Raw genomic sequence first — 15,523 nt, 5'->3', positions numbered from 1 at the left:
AATGGGTTCAGAACAATGGAAATAACCAAAAGACCGCAGGCATTAGCCTGCGGTCTTTATTATCAATCGTCCGCACCTCGTCCCAGATGTTTAAGATAGCTCAACACAGAAGAAATCATACCCTCCGAGGAAGGCATCATACATCTGTGACAGTTCTGCACCTTTCGGCAACAGCCCCAGCCGCGCTGGACAACGTAAGGAACCGTCCTGCGAGCTTCGGCGGGTGCACCTTTCGGCTGAATTCATAAGCGGCTCCTTAGCGCCTCCTTCAGCGTACTGATCGCACCCGCGACCTCTACCTCATCATCATGGATGAGGTGTATCTATTGTCTATGAAATTATAAATCACAGAACGTAACACTCAATGTCCTGTTTAGTAAACAGACAATCAGTATAACCCCCATGGTATTCCAGTGCAATAACAATTGTTGGATATGAATCGAAAGGACTATTCCGACGTCTTGTTACGCCCAGCCATCTGCTGCCATACGGTTCCAGCTGCCTGTTCCCCGGATTCAATCCGTTCCAGTGCCATTTTGGCTTGCAGGCTGACTTCAAACTCAGGATCTTCGGCTGCCTTCCGCAGAGCTTGCTCTGCTTCTTCGGTTCCCACTTCGTACAGGAAGCGGGCCGCACGCCAGCGTACAAGCTTGCTCTTGTCGGATAACGTAGCTGTCATGGCTGCCGTTGCTGCAGAATCACCGATATCGGAGAGGGTATCTCCGGCAGTTCGACGTACAGCAGGCGAACTATCCTGCAGAGCTTCGTACAGCAATTCCATCGCTTCCGGTGTACGGATATCACCAAGATATACAACAGCCAGCCGGCGTATCTGCATTTTATTGTCATGGAGTGCATGAGCAACGAGTGGCAGCCGTTCTGCTGTAGGTTCCATGCCATCAAATGCAGCATAGCGAACATTCCAGTCCTCATTATGCAGAGCCTCTTCAAGCTCGGCACCATCCAGCTGGCGGCGACGTTCCACGAATTCTTCGGCATTGGAGCCGTGCTCAATGGCTTGTTGAATCACGCGTTCCAGACGCTCAGGCGGATATGCTGCTTCCAGCTCCTGTTCAACTTCCCTTGCGATTTCAGGCAATTCACCGTAGCGAACGCCATAGTCACTCAGTTTCCGTTCCTTGATCAGCGTTGCACTGGCGACTTCAGTAACGGCTTTGACGAATCGATCCGAGAGCGAAATGCGCTCTTCCTTGGCGCCGGCTTTGACCCGAATTTGCATCGGTACACCTCTGAAAAATTGAACGAATACCTGTGCTTCACCGAAGTGCTCGCCAGAGGCATCTTCAGATTCAATCCAGTCCAGATCAATTCCCTGTTGGCCAAGACGGCTTTGGACTTCGCCAAGTATGACGGACCAATCCGCATTTCCCTTGCGGTCAAGAGCTACGAAGTCGGTCGTGTGGAATACACTTTTTACTCCGGGAATATGAAGCATCTGGCGAATAAACGCCGGAGCAGACCGTTCGTTATCCAGTGTATATGTTCTGCGGATCCCGTCCTCCAGACGTTCGTCCAGATGCAGCATCATCGTATTGGGACTGGGTGTTGGTTCAATGGAAACAATATTCATCGGTTCATAACCTCCTGTACCGGATTCATTCTTAAAGTTCCCGCAATGGACACGGGCATATCCCTATTTTACATGAATTGCCGCAAACTGCGAAATGGGTAATGAACCTTACACAGTTTGTTAAGACGTACGAAGATAGTTAACACTTCTTTTATGTTCACACACGAACATTTTTAAATGAAGATTGGCACAATAAGAAGAGAGAATGAACTGGAGGTTATACCTATGGAACCCATTACCGTACTTTCGGACGGAAGTCGTGGTATTGATTATGACAATATGATTGAATTGTTGAATGAATGGATAACAGACGAGCAGAGGGAGCCCGCAATGAGGAGAGAAAAGAACGTGAATAACGAGGAGGGGGAGGAATGGGGCACAGCTCACTATTGTATTGTGGATTATCAGGACGCTGGACAAGCCGTATCAGCAGCCAATGCCATTCGGGCATTTATGCCTCAGATTCCTTTGCTGGTGATTACGGATTTTCAATCGTTGATTCGCAAGCGCCATTTGCAGCTTATTACGGGTACGGGCCTGATAAAGATGATCCTCTGGCAAGAGGAAGAACCAGATCGGCTGATCATGGAAATCCAGCGGTTGCTGCATTCTTTTGCATACAAAACAAAAACAGCTCAGCCCTCAACCCAGTCGATTAGACGATGACAGAGAGAGGACATGAGCCATTATTTCATTTCGGCGTGTACTAAATGACGTATTTATATCCCGTTCCCCAAACCGTCTTGATATACCTTGGATTTTTGGGGTCGGGTTCAATTTTTTTACGCAGGCTGGAGATGTGCACATCGATTGTACGGTCCAGATATGCCCGTTCTGAGCCTTTAATACGATCCATGAGTTCATTGCGGGTGAACACTTTGCCGGGATTTCGGTACAATTCCTTCATAATTTCAAACTCAATATGTGTGACCTCAATTTCAAGGCCATCCACAAACAAAGTTCTTCTGTACTCATTCACACTGACATGTCCGACAATTTCAGCCGGTTTGTCCTCTTTTATCGGCTTGTCCGGGTAGGAGATGGCCGATCTGCGCAATAATGCCTTAATTCGTGCGTCAAGCTCTTTTAGACTAAAGGGTTTACAAAGAAAATCATCCGCACCATTGTGCAATGCTCGGAGCCGATCATTCAGCATGGTGCTGGCTGAGATCATTAATATGGGTACAGTCGAGTGTTGGCGAAACGCATCAACCAGATCATTACCGTCTGTTTCAGGCAGCATCAAGTCAGTCACTACAATATCGGGCTGGAATCGTGGGAAAAGTTGAAGTGCTTCGCGTGCATGATGGACCCGTTCAGTTATGTAACCCTCCTCCTCAAGAAAGAAAGCAATCATGTCGGCCAGATTTTTCTCATCTTCTATAAGAAGAACTTTGATAGACATTGAGGTCACACTCCTGATGAAATGAATTTGTTAAGAAACTTCTTAGAAAAAGCCGTAATATGTGTGGAAATGCTGCAAATTTTTTAATGTTTGTATTCCAGAATATAGGATGCATATGTAGTAAGTTCTATAGGGTTTCAGCTAAACTTCAGTATTTTACCATGAATGCAGCTCAATTGCCGATCATTCAAAATTTCCCAAAGCTACATCGAGTAGTTATTACAGTATAATGTATCAGAACGGTTTGAGGGAAATAAAGTAGATCTTACGAGCTTTAATCCATAGGAGGTACCAACGTTGTTGTTGAATGCAAACATAGAAATCAGTCATAAGGCCAGCTGCCTATGGACTACATAAAGGTAAATAAGGTGTTGGAGTGGATGGTAATCAAACTCCGTATTCCGTGGTTGGGTACGGCCATTCTAATTATCCTTGGTACGCTGGGAACGATATTTCCGCTGACTCTGTTTTATGGGGTTCAGCTGTTGTTCGGCACAGCCGCAACTTTTATTGCCTTGCGCTTACATGGAGCCATATACGGATTCACTTCTTTGATAGCAATCTGTACCTTGGGTGTATTATTCGGGGGTCTAGTCCCAAATAGTTTTTTTATGATTGGCGCTCATACTATTGAATTAATCTGGATGCTGGGATGGCAGATCCGATGGAAGAATGGAAGTGTCATGAAGGCCAATGCTGCATTCTGGGTCGTGATGTTATTGCCAGTGACCTTTTATGGATATTTCATGATGAGCATGAATCTTGAAGAATTAAAGTATGGATATATGCATGTTGCTGTGACTAGCATGGTGAATGCACTAATTGCAGGTATTGTGGTGGACTTCTGGATTACCAATGGCGAGCTGAAGTCGAAACGGACAGGAACCATTCCGCTCACACGGATTGCTTTTAAATACGTCGTAGCTTTTGTAGTCGTTGTCTCTCTTGTTCTGTTATCGGCCGATAGCCGAAGACAGCTAGGTCAGATCAATGACACCATTGTATCTAATCTAAAACATGCTGCGAATGCTGTGATCAAGGATTTAAATGATCGATATCTAACCCAAGAGAACATGCATCAAAGTATTGAGCGTTATCATCATCTATTGGGTGTGAATGTCATCATTCTTGACCCAAATGATAAGGTCATTGCTTCTGGGTTGGATACGCTCCAAGTGGGAGAATACCTGGATATCAACAAATATCGTGTTCTCAAGCCAGGCGAGAACAGCATACTATTTCATTCCGGGGATGCTTATTATAGTGATGTGCTTACTCATTGGAAACAGGCATCATTCATGTACGAAGCAGATATGACCACAAGCACTCCATATCGAGTATTTGTTGAGACCAACTCAGCCAATTATTACACTCGGATTGAGGCGATCTACTTGACCACACTTCAATCTCTGTTCATCATTTTTGTGGCTTCCATGATTGTCGCCGCTCCTCTCAGCCGAAAAGTGATAAGTCCATTGAAGCGTCTTACACGCATGACTGGTTCTCTTCCGAGGCTGTTATTTCGTAATGGGGAGATGGAATGGCCAACCAGCCATGTAACAGAAGTACAGATACTGATTGGTAATTTGCGCAAAATGGCTGATGTGCTTCTAGAGCAATTCGAACAGATTCGTCAGGACAAGCTCACCCTGGAGGACAGGGTTAGAGAGCGAACTAAAGAACTGAAGAATAGTGAGGAGATCAAACGCGCCATTATTGATTCATCCATCGATGCCATTATTGCTGTAGATTCAAACGGACTGATTATCGAGTTTAATCCCGAAGCCGAAAGAATGTTTGGTCTGAAACGAGAAGAAGTAGTATTCGAGAAGGATGCCCCTTCCCTTTTTCAGGGAGCGAGCTGTATGGAAATCAAAGAAATGCTGGAAAGATTCGAATATATCCGGGGTAAACGGCATGTCATCGTGGAAGAGATCTCAGGTATCCGTTGGGATGGTTCGGTTTTTCCGATTGAGTATAAAATTGTAGAAATTCAATTGGGCAATAACGAAACGCTGTATAACTTGTTTATCAAGGATATTACCGAGCGCACAAGGGCTGAAGAAGATCGTGTACGTCATGCGCTGGCTCTGGAGAAGCTGAATGCGGAGCTGTTTCATGAAAAAGTTGCCATTCAGGAACAGCGTGACATCAGTGAGCATTTCATTGAATCCGTTCGGGAAGGTCTGGTCATGTCAGATCGTTCCGGCACCATCACAATAGTGAATAGAAGAATGGAAGAAATGTTTGGCCTCGGAGATTTTTCGGGCAGATCGATCGAAGATTTAGCCAATGCCATTGATACCCTGGTGTTAACCGCCGATTTCAATTTGGTTGAGCAGACTCGTGCTTTTCTGAACGGAGAACTGGCCTTTGTGGAGACTGAATTTATATTCAATGATGTGGAAAAGAGTGTATTTTCCCTGTACATGAAGCAAATGGATGTTCCCGGTAAAAACCATGGATTTCTTCTGGTATTCCGTGATCGTACGGAGGAAGAACGCCTGAATCGGATGAAAAACGAACTGATCAGCGTGGTGTCCCATGAGCTTCGTACCCCTGTAGCAACCATTATGGGCTATGTGGAACTAATGATGATGTATGATCTTCCCGCCTCACAGCGTCAGGACTTCATGGAGACCATTTCTTCGGAAGGCGCACGGCTGAGTAGTCTGCTGGATGATGTACTTGATATTCAACGTCTGGACAATGAAGGAATGACCTATCATAAGACGTATGTACCGTTGCTTGAGTTGGTTGAGGGTGTTGCTGAGCAATGGAATATGCAATCCATTCAGCGCATTTATGTACATGCGTTTAATGGAGACTTTTTTGCTTACGCGGACCAGAATCGGATGGTTCAGTTGCTGCATAATTTGGTAGGTAATGCAGTCAAGTACTCACCTGGAGCAGACCGAATTGATATTACGTTGTGGGAAGAAAAAGAATGGTTATGCATCGATGTACGTGATTATGGAATAGGTATTCCAGAGAACGTGCAGGACCTGCTATTTACGAAGTTTTATCGTGTGGACAATTCGGATCATCGTCAGATTGGCGGGACTGGACTGGGGCTTTACATTTCGCGCAAAATTGTAGAGGACCACCAGGGAACGCTTACCTTTATATCCGCGCCGCACAAAGGAAGCACGTTCAAGGTACGATTGCCTAAGCAAGACGAACTTTTGTAAGGCAAGAGAAGCCTTTATCTAATAGGATGCTTTTATCCTGAAATAGATAAAGGCTTTTTTTGTTTTTCAAAATTTCCCGGATAAAAAAACAACTTCTTTTGCAAACTGTCTATAGAGCCATAATTTGCATGCCATGCAAAAGGAGGACGGCAGGTCTATGTTCCGTAAACAAGAGAAAACCCTTATTATCGTCTGCCTGGTCGCAGCCGTGATCGTGCTGTATGCCGTTGTCAAAAGTATTATCCGGATCATGAGTTATTGAGGCATATCGTCACACAGGCGGTATGAAGTCGTACATAACGATTATGTGAAAGAGGAGTGTAACCCATGTCATCCCTGGATCCTGTTCTGCTCAGCCGGATGCTGACCGGTCTTACCCTGTTTGTGCACATCATTTTTGCTTCCATCGGTGTAGGCGTTCCACTCATGATCGCCTTGGCTGAATGGCGCGGACTGCGCACCAATGATATCCATTACACCTTGCTGGCGCGCAGATGGGCGCGAGGTTTCGTTATTACCGTTGCAGTTGGTGTAGTTACAGGCACCTCAATTGGTTTACAGCTCAGCCTGCTGTGGCCGATGTTTATGCGAGTAGCGGGGCAGGCGATTGCCTTGCCGCTGTTTATGGAGACGTTCGCCTTTTTTATAGAGGCCATCTTTCTTGGAATCTACCTTTACACATGGGACCGTTTCAAAAAGAAATATACCCATATGCTGCTGTTGATTCCGGTGGCTCTAGGATCCTCTGCCTCCGCGATATTCATTACAACGGTGAATTCTTTCATGAACCAGCCTCAGGGGTTTACCCTGATTAATGGCATCATGAAGGACATCCATCCAATTGCTGCGATGCTGAATCCGGCTACCCCGACCAAGGTATCTCACGTGCTCGCCTCGTCATACACATTGAGTGCGGGTATATTGGCAGGCATCGCCGCATTCAGCTTGCTTCGGGGTCGGGATCATGTGTATTACAAAAAGGCGCTTAAACTCACAACGGTATGTGCGCTCGTATTTGCGGTCAGCACCGTCATGATCGGAGATTCTTCCGGTAAATTTCTGGCGAAATACCAGCCGGAGAAGCTGGCCGCCGCAGAGTGGCATTTTAAAACGATGACGAAGGCGCCGCTAGTGTATGGGGGTATCCTTGATGAGAACAATGAAGTGAAATACGCCATTGAGATCCCCTATGCACTCAGCATACTGGCGGGAAACAGACCGGACACGGAAGTGAAAGGACTTGAAGAATTTCCGGCCGATCTGAGGCCACCGTTGTCCATTCACTATATGTTTGACCTGAAAGTAACGACCGGCGTGATCATTCTGCTGATTCCGGTGCTTTATGTGTTCCGACGCTGGCTGCCGGGGCGCAAGCCTTATCCCAAATGGCTCTTGCTCGGCATCGTCCTGCTTGGACCCCTGGCCATGATTGCCATTGAGCTCGGCTGGATGTTCGCCGAGGTCGGCAGACAGCCGTGGATATTGCGCGGGTACATGAAGGTGTCGGAAGCAGCAACAACATCATCCTCTGTAGGCTGGATGCTGGTTCTGTTTATTCTGCTGTACCTGATCCTTTGCTTTTCAGCGATTCGGGTACTCAGCAAGCTGTTCCGTAACAAGGAAGCAGAGAAGGAACTGGAGTCTCTTGGTCTGGAAGGAGGGATCGTGCATTGAGCTTTGAAATTGCAGGCATCGCGATCTTGTGGACGTTTCTGTTTGGATATCTGATCGTGGCTTCGATTGATTTTGGGGCCGGATTTTTCAGCTTTTACAGCATATTAACCGGACACGAGAACAAAATCCATAACATTATTCAGCGCTATCTCTCACCCGTGTGGGAAGTGACGAATGTGTTTCTGATCTTTTTTGTTGTTGGTTTAGTCGGATTTTATCCGGATAGCGCTTTTTATTATGGGACAGCGTTGCTTGTTCCAGGTTCGTTGGCGATTGTGCTGCTTGCGATCCGGGGCGTGTACTACGCCTATAATACCTATGGGAACAATGGTCAGAACAGCCGGATTTACATGGCATTGTATGGAGCGACGGGATTGCTGATTCCGGCGGTGTTTTCCACCATTTTGGCGATATCCGAAGGTGGAATTATTGAGCAGGTGGGAGATCAGGTATTTTTTCGCTGGCGTGAGTTTTTGACGAATCCGTATACCTGGTCTGTTGTATTGCTTGCACTGGTAAGTGTGCTCTATATCTCAGCGATGTTTCTTTCCTACTATGCCAAGCGGGCGGAGGATGAGACAGCGTTTGAAGTTCTTCGGGAGTATGCACTCTTATGGAGTCTGCCTACGATTTTTGCCAGCTTTCTGGCATTTTTACAGATTAACAAACAGAATCCCGCACACTTTGAGCAGATGTTAAATATCTCATGGATGTTTATCGCATCTTTTATCTGTTTTGTGATCGCCGTCTCGCTGGTATGGAAACGTAAATATTTGGGCTGGTGTTTTATCGCCGTCATGCTGCAATTCGCCTTTGCCTGGTACGGCTATGGGCGCTCGCATCTTCCATACATTCTGTATCCGTACATTAATATTTTCGACAGCTTTACGAACAAGACGATGGGTATTGCGCTCATTACGGCGTTCAGCCTGGGACTGCTGGTGCTCATTCCTTCACTCGTGCTCATTATGAAGCTGTTTCTGTTTGATGCCAATTATGTGCGAGGTAATGCTGGCAAAAAGAAAGGATGAGTCCGTTCATGCTTCCCAACAAGCTGTTCATCATGCTTCCACGGTTACTTCTCAGCTCTGACGAGGGAGTGAGGGGTATTCCCGGTATAACGGGATTAAGTTTTTTTGAGACCTTTACGATTATGTACGCCCCGCCACTGATTATCGTGGCTGCAATTGCGTTTTTGTTCGTCTACTTGGCGAAGTGCAAAAATCCAAAGGATTGATTCGTTGGTACGTACTTTCCAATTCGGGGTAATCTTTTGTTAAGATACGAGGAAGGGAGGAGGGCCCTTTCATGCCGAAAATCCGTTATAACAACATTGATAATGTAAGTACGGACAAAACGCTGAAGGAATTCAAGCAATGGAGGGAGCAACGGCGCAGCAAAGTTAAGGATTATTCCTACACCGTGCCCAAGCACCCACCTGAACTGGATTATCTGCACGCCAACCGGGCTGAAACCACGATTACCTGGATTGGTCATTCCACGTTTTTCATTCAATATCATGGACTAAACATCGTGACAGACCCGGTCTGGGCGGAAAAAATGGGGTTTCAGCGCAGACTCGGTGCCCCTGGCATTCCGATTCAGGATATTCCGCCTCTGGATGTCATTTTGATCTCGCATTCACACTATGATCATTTGCATCTCGCATCGCTGCGGAAGTTGGTCACAGCCAAGACACTGCTCATCGTTCCCGATGGTCTCAAGCGCAAAATGGTGCGCAAAGGTTTCCATCGGTGTCATGAGATGAAGTGGTGGGAACATATTACGCTTGGCGGGGTCAAAATAACCTTTGTACCCGCGCAGCACTGGACACGCCGAACCCTATTTGATACCAACACGTCCCATTGGGGCGGTTATGTATTGGAACAAAATCACCCGGCAGTCATTCCGTCGGAGGAGAGTGCCGCGACGAGCGAAGGACATGGTCATGAAATTTCCCGAGCAGCAGGAACGGATGAGTCAATAGAGGCATCGGCTGATCAATCTTCTGGCGGTCCGCCAATCATTTATTTTGTAGGGGATACAGGATACTTTCAGGGATTCAAAACGATTGGAGAACGCTTCGACATCGGTGTTACCCTGATGCCAATCGGTGCGTACGACCCGGAATGGTTCATGACATCCCAGCATGTGACGCCGGAAGAAGCGTTGCAGGGATTTGTAGAAACGGGTTCCCAGCTTATGGTTCCCATGCATTATGGAACATTTAAGTTAGCGGATGACACACCTAAGGAAGCGCTGGATCGAATGGAAGTTGAACGAGAACGACTTGGAATCAACGCAGAGCGCATTCGGGTGCTCGGACATGGGGAAACATTGCGTATTCGACACGAAGAAAGCAAACAGGACTAACAAAAGTGATCCAAATATGCTAATGTAAGGGTATATCCGCATGAATAAACGATTACCAAATCTTTAACGAGTTAAAAGCGGCCAATTTTCGAATTTGCCGCTTTTTTGTGTTATAATATGGTGCCAGAATAGGCATCGGGATATTGAATCCAAGATTAATGCAAGTTGCTATTCATGCAGTATGCAGATTAATAAATAAAGGATGGTAATGCTTAATGATCAGTACAAGCGGCATCACGCTTCGCTACGGAAAACGTGCACTCTTTGAAGATGTGAATATCAAATTCACACCAGGCAACTGTTACGGCCTGATCGGCGCCAATGGAGCCGGCAAATCAACATTTTTGAAAATTTTGTCCGGTGAAATCGAATCGAACTCGGGAGAGGTGCACATCACCCCGGGCGAACGCATGGCCGTATTGAAGCAAAACCACTTCGAATATGATGAATATCAAGTGCTCGAAACGGTAATTATGGGCCACAGTCGCCTCTATGCCATTATGAAAGAGAAAGATACGCTGTATGCCAAAGCGGACTTCACTGAAGAAGACGGCCTGCGTGCCGGAGAGCTTGAAGGCGAGTTTGCTGAGCTGAACGGTTGGGATGCTGAGCCGGATGCAGCGGCACTCTTGATCGGTCTGGGTATCGATCGTGATATGCATGAGAAGAAAATGGTTGAACTGAGCGGTAACGAAAAAGTTCGTGTCCTACTTGCACAAGCCTTGTTTGGTCGTCCAAACAACCTGTTGCTCGATGAGCCTACCAACCACTTGGATCTCGAATCCATTCAATGGCTGGAAAACTTCCTCATGGACTATGAAGGTACCGTTATTGTAGTATCCCATGACCGTCACTTCCTGAACAAAGTATGTACACACATTGCAGATATCGATTTCGGTAAAATCCAGCTGTACGTAGGTAACTACGATTTCTGGTATGAATCCAGCCAATTGGCACTTGCTTTGCAACGTGATGCTAATAAGAAAAAAGAAGAGAAGATTAAAGACTTGCAAGCCTTTATTCAACGCTTCTCGGCGAATGCTTCCAAATCGAAGCAAGCGACTTCGCGTAAGAAACAACTCGACAAAATCACGCTGGATGACCTTCGTCCATCAAACCGTAAGTATCCGTTTATCAACTTCAAGCCTGAGCGTGAAGCCGGTAAACAATTGTTGACCGTTGACCGTATCAACAAAACAATTGATGGTGTGAACATGCTGAATGATCTCAGCTTTGTGGTGAATAAAGGGGATAAGATTGCCTTTGTTGGCCCGAACGGTAATGCCAAATCATTGTTGTTTGATATCCTTATGGGTGAAACAGAAGCGGATAGTGGCGAATACACTTGGGGTATCACTACAACCCAGGCTTATTTCCCGAAAGACAACTCCAAATATTTTGACGGAGTAGATATGAGTCTCGTGGACTGGCTTCGTCAATATTCCAAAGATCAGGATGAAACGTACCTGCGTGGATTCTTGGGTCGTATGTTGTTCTCAGGCGAGGAATCCCTGAAAAAAGCAAGTGTACTCTCCGGGGGAGAGAAAGTTCGTTGTATGTTGGCGAAAATGATGCAAACAGGCGCTAACGCTCTGATTCTAGATGAGCCAACGAACCACTTGGATCTGGAGTCCATTACCGCACTGAACAACGGTATGATTGATTTTGACGGCACCATGCTGTTTACATCCCATGACCATCAGTTCATTCAAACCATCGCTAACCGGATTATTGAAATCACGCCAAACGGCGTTATTGATCGCCAAATGAGCTATGATGAGTACCTGGAAAGTGACGAAATTAAAGAATTGCGTAACAAAATGTATCCGGTAGAAGCTTAAGATAAGCTATTCTGTCTACATTGAGTATGGTTAACGTAGTTAACTATACGTTCTTATAAAAGATAAAAAGAACCGGAAGCTCTCCAGAGGAGGCTTGCGGTTCTTTTTTGGTCATACAGGGTGATCCTGTAACCATAGAAACATCTCATACAAGAGCTTCTTGCGGTCTAGGATCCGCCAGTACGGCGGCGCTGATTGTTAGGCTTTTTGTTGTTTTGGCTCTTCATTGCTTTAGGGCCGCCTTCAAAATAGGCACTGGATTGGTTACCCGTGTTTGCCTGTTCTTTCTTCTGTGCCAGTTTCTGGCGTATGGCATCCTGCAAACTGACCTTTTTCGGTTCGTTATTATCGCTCATCGTTATTTCCCTCCCGGTCTTACAGTAAGCCGTCCAAATTGGACGGGATGTACTCATTTTATACGTTTTACAAAAGCCCCACAAGGGCAACCTGATAAAATGCTGAAAACCTTCACTTTTTTGACTGAGCCAACATTTTTTCTCTTCACCTACAGCCCTGCGGTCTGGCAACTTTGTTTCGGCTTCCCTACAGCAATGCAGCTTGGCAACACTGTTTCTATAGACCCACACGGTACGCATTTGGTAACATGGAACAACCGTAATACGAAACGTTAAAGGAGTGTCGCCCGGTTTGAACGCCTACGAAGAAATACGCAAAGGAGAGCGCGGGGCTTGGGTCAGTATTGTGGCCTATCTGGTCTTGTCTGCTTTTAAATTGATCTGCGGATATTTGTTTGCTTCCAGCGCTTTGCTGGCGGATGGTTTTAATAACCTTACAGATATTGTTGCGTCGGTTGCTGTATTGATCGGACTTCGCATATCCCAGAAGCCACCTGATTCCGATCATGCCTATGGTCACTTTAGAGCGGAAACAGTCGCTGCCCTAATTGCTTCATTTATTATGGCCATGGTTGGCCTGCAGGTATTGGTTGAAGCAGTTCGTTCCTGGTATGAAGGAAACTTTGTAGCACCAAATCTGTGGTCAGCAGCAGTTGCCGTTGTCTGTGCGCTGGTAATGCTGGGCGTATATCGTTACAATCATCGTCTTGCCAAACAAATTAACAGTCAGGCCCTGATGGCTGCGGCCAAAGATAATCGTTCGGATGCCTGGGTCAGCATAGGGGCTGCGATCGGGATCATCGGTGCACAATTTGGCCTTCCTTGGTTGGACAAAGTAGCTGCAATTGCTGTAGGTCTGTTGATTTGTAAAACAGCTTGGGAGATTTTCCGTGATTCAACACATCGTCTGACAGACGGATTTGATCAGAAAGAACTGACAGACCTAAGATCCTCTGTGGCGCGGGTTCCTGGTGTAGAAATGATCAAGGACGTGAAGGCGCGTGTGCACGGCAGTCATGTACTGGTGGATGTGGTTATTGAGGTGGATGGAGGACTGAGCCTGATCGAAGGTCATCAGATCTGTGACCGGGTCGAAGAGCGCTTGAAACGTTCACATAACATTATGCATGTACATGTGCATGTGGAGCCGAAGATGGAAGAAGGAACGACGGAAAGTCCTTGAAATGGGTAGGGACAAACCGGAAATAAGCGCATTTTCAAATGAAAAGAGGACAGCCGCTGCCTGCGTGCTGTCCTCTTTACTTATCGTTAGAACGATTATACGATACTATTGAATAGCAACATGGATCCAAGCTTTACCTTTCCATGTATACACTTGTACCCATTGACCACCATCGAATCCATCTACAACTTCACCTGTCGTATCGATGACTTGGGAACCCAGTGCACCGATTGGTTTGCCATTAGGTGCATCGTAGAACCATGTGCGCTCCAACAGGTTGAGCAGCATTGTAGGGACCAGAACCTCATCTCCTGCTTTCACAACAGGCTCATCAAAGATTTTGTCATCCTTTGTTGAAGTTGTTGTTTCAGTAGTCGTTGAAGTACCTTCTGTACCCGTTGTGTCTACTGTTGTGCCAGTTACGGTCTCAGCTGTGCCTTCTACAGTGTCTACAGCAGGTTTGTTCACTTCAACAGCTGGCGTTGTTGTGGTTGTAGGAGTTCCTGTTTCTGGAGCTACCGTTCCGGTAACCGCTTCCTCAGCACCTGCGGCAGCAGCCATGGATCCCATCAAAGTCAGAGCAGCGGCAAAACTTACGATTTTTTTCATTTGTTTTTCCTCCTCGGTTAGGTATGTAGTTTGTTGTCCTGTGTTAAAAGTAACCAAGCAAGCTCACTTGTGAATCACAAATTATAACAATATTTTCTTGGATTCTCCAGTGTCAACTGGAGCATATGTGGGTATAAGGAGAGCCTGTAAATATCATACTTCGGTGGGAGAAAACCGGGTTGGCTATGTCATAATGGTCCTGTTTTTATGATGTAATCGGGGAGAAGCGATGAATAGACCAGAAGGGAGCGTAATACATAATAGAGAGAAGTCGTAATGTGCTTGGGGAAGAATTGTTGCAAAAAAGATATTATGAACGCACAAAAGCCTACCGGCTTTTGCAAGCGCGATAGGCTTTTGTATGTATCGAGTGCTGTTCATAATTGGGAAGCCCTATTCATCGCATTCGACTGCGTCCCGTAATCAGGGAGATGACGAACAGTACAACAAAGATGAAGAAGAGTACTTTGGCAATCGAAGCAGCTGCTTCAACAATACCGAAGAATCCGAAAATACCTGCAACAAGAGCAATAATTAGAAATAGTACCGACCATTTCAACATGTGTATCATCCTTTCGTTTATAGAACTTGGTAGCGAGAAGTGTTCGTCTCACTGCCGTGTGTAGTTGTTCTTTAACCGAGGCCTTTAGGGTTGAAACATTGCGATATTTTACCAGGAGGAGTTGTTTTTACAGTTCATATCCTATTTGTTTCGCCTCGGAATGGGTCGGGTAACTAAGCAATAACAAAACCGATTTATACTGGAAAGTGAGGTTCTTTTATGATCTATCAAATTAGTGTGGCTTTAATTGCAATTGCATTTGCAGTACTTGTATTCTTTTTAATTCGTACCTTGAAGTCCGCTCAGGGTTCACTCGACAATGTGTCACAGACACTGCAGGAAGTTCAGAAGACCATTGATGAGCTTAGTTATGAAGTTAAACAGACGGTAAGGCATGCCAATGATATTACAGTTGATGTGCAGCACAAAATGAAACAAATTGATCCCGTTATGGAATCTGTACAGAATCTGGGTGAAGTGCTGAACGAAGTGACGGAAGCAGCAAAGCAGGTGTCATCCACTTTGATGGCCAAGTTTCAGACGAAACGCAGCAGCACTGAACAGAACAAACGTTCAGAAGTAGCGAATGTAGTACAGACGCCGCCTGCTACACCGACAGATCGGACACTGCAATCCTATGAAGCTACATATCATGATGATGCCAAAGGAGGAAAAGGCTGGCTGAAATATGTGGATGTAGCCGCTAATGTATGGCAACGTATGCGGAAATAGCATGAC

General features: G+C 46.0%; 14 protein-coding genes and 1 riboswitch. Of the genes, 9 read left to right on the top strand and 5 right to left on the bottom strand.

Annotated elements, in window-relative coordinates; translation table 11 throughout:
* Nucleotides 1–88: 88 nt before the first annotated feature.
* Nucleotides 89–306, bottom strand: a riboswitch (Lysine riboswitch).
* A gap of 142 nt (nt 307–448) precedes the next feature.
* Nucleotides 449–1,591, bottom strand: coding sequence for a virulence factor (locus tag BUA17_RS27175; protein WP_064640596.1), 1,143 nt, complete (start codon nt 1,589–1,591; stop codon nt 449–451).
* Between the two features lie 225 nt (nt 1,592–1,816).
* On the opposite strand from BUA17_RS27175, the gene BUA17_RS27170 reads away from it, so the two are divergent.
* Complete coding sequence (locus tag BUA17_RS27170) at nt 1,817–2,257, top strand: hypothetical protein (protein ID WP_064640595.1); 441 nt, start codon at nt 1,817–1,819, stop codon at nt 2,255–2,257.
* A 40-nt stretch (nt 2,258–2,297) separates the two neighbouring features.
* Here BUA17_RS27170 and BUA17_RS27165 read toward each other — a convergent pair whose 3' ends face one another.
* Nucleotides 2,298–2,996, bottom strand: a complete 699-nt coding sequence (locus BUA17_RS27165) for a response regulator transcription factor (RefSeq protein WP_064640594.1) — start codon at nt 2,994–2,996, stop codon at nt 2,298–2,300.
* Between the two features lie 380 nt (nt 2,997–3,376).
* Here BUA17_RS27165 and BUA17_RS27160 point away from each other — a divergent pair, with 380 nt between their 5' ends.
* From BUA17_RS27160 to BUA17_RS27135, 6 genes are all read left to right on the top strand, one after another.
* The gene (locus tag BUA17_RS27160; RefSeq protein WP_072735554.1) at nt 3,377–6,187 is read left to right on the top strand and encodes an ATP-binding protein; all 2,811 of its coding nucleotides are present in this window, start codon (nt 3,377–3,379) and stop codon (nt 6,185–6,187) included.
* Between the two features lie 327 nt (nt 6,188–6,514).
* Nucleotides 6,515–7,861 (top strand): cytochrome ubiquinol oxidase subunit I, encoded by a 1,347-nt coding sequence (locus BUA17_RS27155; RefSeq protein ID WP_063566586.1) that lies wholly within the window; start codon nt 6,515–6,517, stop codon nt 7,859–7,861.
* The gene (locus BUA17_RS27150; RefSeq protein WP_063566587.1) at nt 7,858–8,892 is read left to right on the top strand and encodes a cytochrome d ubiquinol oxidase subunit II; all 1,035 of its coding nucleotides are present in this window, start codon (nt 7,858–7,860) and stop codon (nt 8,890–8,892) included. Before BUA17_RS27155 ends, BUA17_RS27150 begins: the two co-directional genes overlap by 4 nt.
* An 8-nt stretch (nt 8,893–8,900) precedes the next feature.
* On the top strand, nt 8,901–9,098 hold the full coding sequence (locus BUA17_RS27145) for a cytochrome bd oxidase small subunit CydS family protein (RefSeq protein ID WP_063566588.1): 198 nt from the start codon (nt 8,901–8,903) through the stop codon (nt 9,096–9,098).
* A 71-nt stretch (nt 9,099–9,169) separates the two neighbouring features.
* Complete coding sequence (locus BUA17_RS27140; RefSeq protein ID WP_064640592.1) at nt 9,170–10,234, top strand: MBL fold metallo-hydrolase; 1,065 nt, start codon at nt 9,170–9,172, stop codon at nt 10,232–10,234.
* 215 nt (nt 10,235–10,449) lie between these two features.
* Entirely contained in the window at nt 10,450–12,075 is a 1,626-nt protein-coding gene (locus BUA17_RS27135) for an ABC-F family ATP-binding cassette domain-containing protein (protein ID WP_063566590.1), read from the top strand.
* A gap of 167 nt (nt 12,076–12,242) precedes the next feature.
* On the opposite strand, the gene BUA17_RS27130 is transcribed toward BUA17_RS27135, so the two are convergent.
* Nucleotides 12,243–12,431, bottom strand: a complete 189-nt coding sequence (locus BUA17_RS27130; protein WP_063566591.1) for a hypothetical protein — start codon at nt 12,429–12,431, stop codon at nt 12,243–12,245.
* Nucleotides 12,432–12,723: 292 nt separating this feature from the next.
* Here BUA17_RS27130 and BUA17_RS27125 point away from each other — a divergent pair, with 292 nt between their 5' ends.
* Entirely contained in the window at nt 12,724–13,614 is an 891-nt protein-coding gene (locus BUA17_RS27125; protein ID WP_063566592.1) for a cation diffusion facilitator family transporter, read from the top strand.
* A gap of 105 nt (nt 13,615–13,719) precedes the next feature.
* Here the strand turns inward: BUA17_RS27125 and BUA17_RS27120 are convergent, their stop codons facing one another.
* On the bottom strand, nt 13,720–14,223 hold the full coding sequence (locus BUA17_RS27120) for a hypothetical protein (RefSeq protein WP_090954767.1): 504 nt from the start codon (nt 14,221–14,223) through the stop codon (nt 13,720–13,722).
* A 397-nt stretch (nt 14,224–14,620) separates the two neighbouring features.
* On the bottom strand, nt 14,621–14,785 hold the full coding sequence (locus BUA17_RS27115; RefSeq protein WP_017692264.1) for a DUF1328 domain-containing protein: 165 nt from the start codon (nt 14,783–14,785) through the stop codon (nt 14,621–14,623).
* 219 nt (nt 14,786–15,004) lie between these two features.
* Here BUA17_RS27115 and BUA17_RS27110 point away from each other — a divergent pair, with 219 nt between their 5' ends.
* The gene (locus BUA17_RS27110) at nt 15,005–15,517 is read left to right on the top strand and encodes a DUF948 domain-containing protein (RefSeq protein WP_063566593.1); all 513 of its coding nucleotides are present in this window, start codon (nt 15,005–15,007) and stop codon (nt 15,515–15,517) included.
* Nucleotides 15,518–15,523: the final 6 nt, after the last annotated feature.

It is taken from the genome of Paenibacillus sp. ov031 (assembly GCF_900143165.1).
GTDB classification, from domain to species: Bacteria; Bacillota; Bacilli; order Paenibacillales; family Paenibacillaceae; genus Paenibacillus; species Paenibacillus marchantiae.
The sequence above is the reverse complement of the archived record's forward strand: the minus strand, read 5'-3'. Positions and strand labels throughout refer to the sequence as shown.

Coding starts and splice junctions, on each gene's coding strand:
- BUA17_RS27120 (WP_090954767.1), bottom strand. CDS start 14,223: ATGAAAAAAATCGTAAGTTTTGCCGCTGCTCTGACTTTGATGGGATCC.
- BUA17_RS27160 (WP_072735554.1), top strand. CDS start 3,377: ATGGTAATCAAACTCCGTATTCCGTGGTTGGGTACGGCCATTCTAATT.
- BUA17_RS27170 (WP_064640595.1), top strand. CDS start 1,817: ATGGAACCCATTACCGTACTTTCGGACGGAAGTCGTGGTATTGATTAT.
- BUA17_RS27175 (WP_064640596.1), bottom strand. CDS start 1,591: ATGAATATTGTTTCCATTGAACCAACACCCAGTCCCAATACGATGATG.
- BUA17_RS27135 (WP_063566590.1), top strand. CDS start 10,450: ATGATCAGTACAAGCGGCATCACGCTTCGCTACGGAAAACGTGCACTC.
- BUA17_RS27145 (WP_063566588.1), top strand. CDS start 8,901: ATGCTTCCCAACAAGCTGTTCATCATGCTTCCACGGTTACTTCTCAGC.
- BUA17_RS27140 (WP_064640592.1), top strand. CDS start 9,170: ATGCCGAAAATCCGTTATAACAACATTGATAATGTAAGTACGGACAAA.
- BUA17_RS27130 (WP_063566591.1), bottom strand. CDS start 12,431: ATGAGCGATAATAACGAACCGAAAAAGGTCAGTTTGCAGGATGCCATA.
- BUA17_RS27115 (WP_017692264.1), bottom strand. CDS start 14,785: ATGTTGAAATGGTCGGTACTATTTCTAATTATTGCTCTTGTTGCAGGT.
- BUA17_RS27110 (WP_063566593.1), top strand. CDS start 15,005: ATGATCTATCAAATTAGTGTGGCTTTAATTGCAATTGCATTTGCAGTA.
- BUA17_RS27155 (WP_063566586.1), top strand. CDS start 6,515: ATGTCATCCCTGGATCCTGTTCTGCTCAGCCGGATGCTGACCGGTCTT.
- BUA17_RS27165 (WP_064640594.1), bottom strand. CDS start 2,996: ATGTCTATCAAAGTTCTTCTTATAGAAGATGAGAAAAATCTGGCCGAC.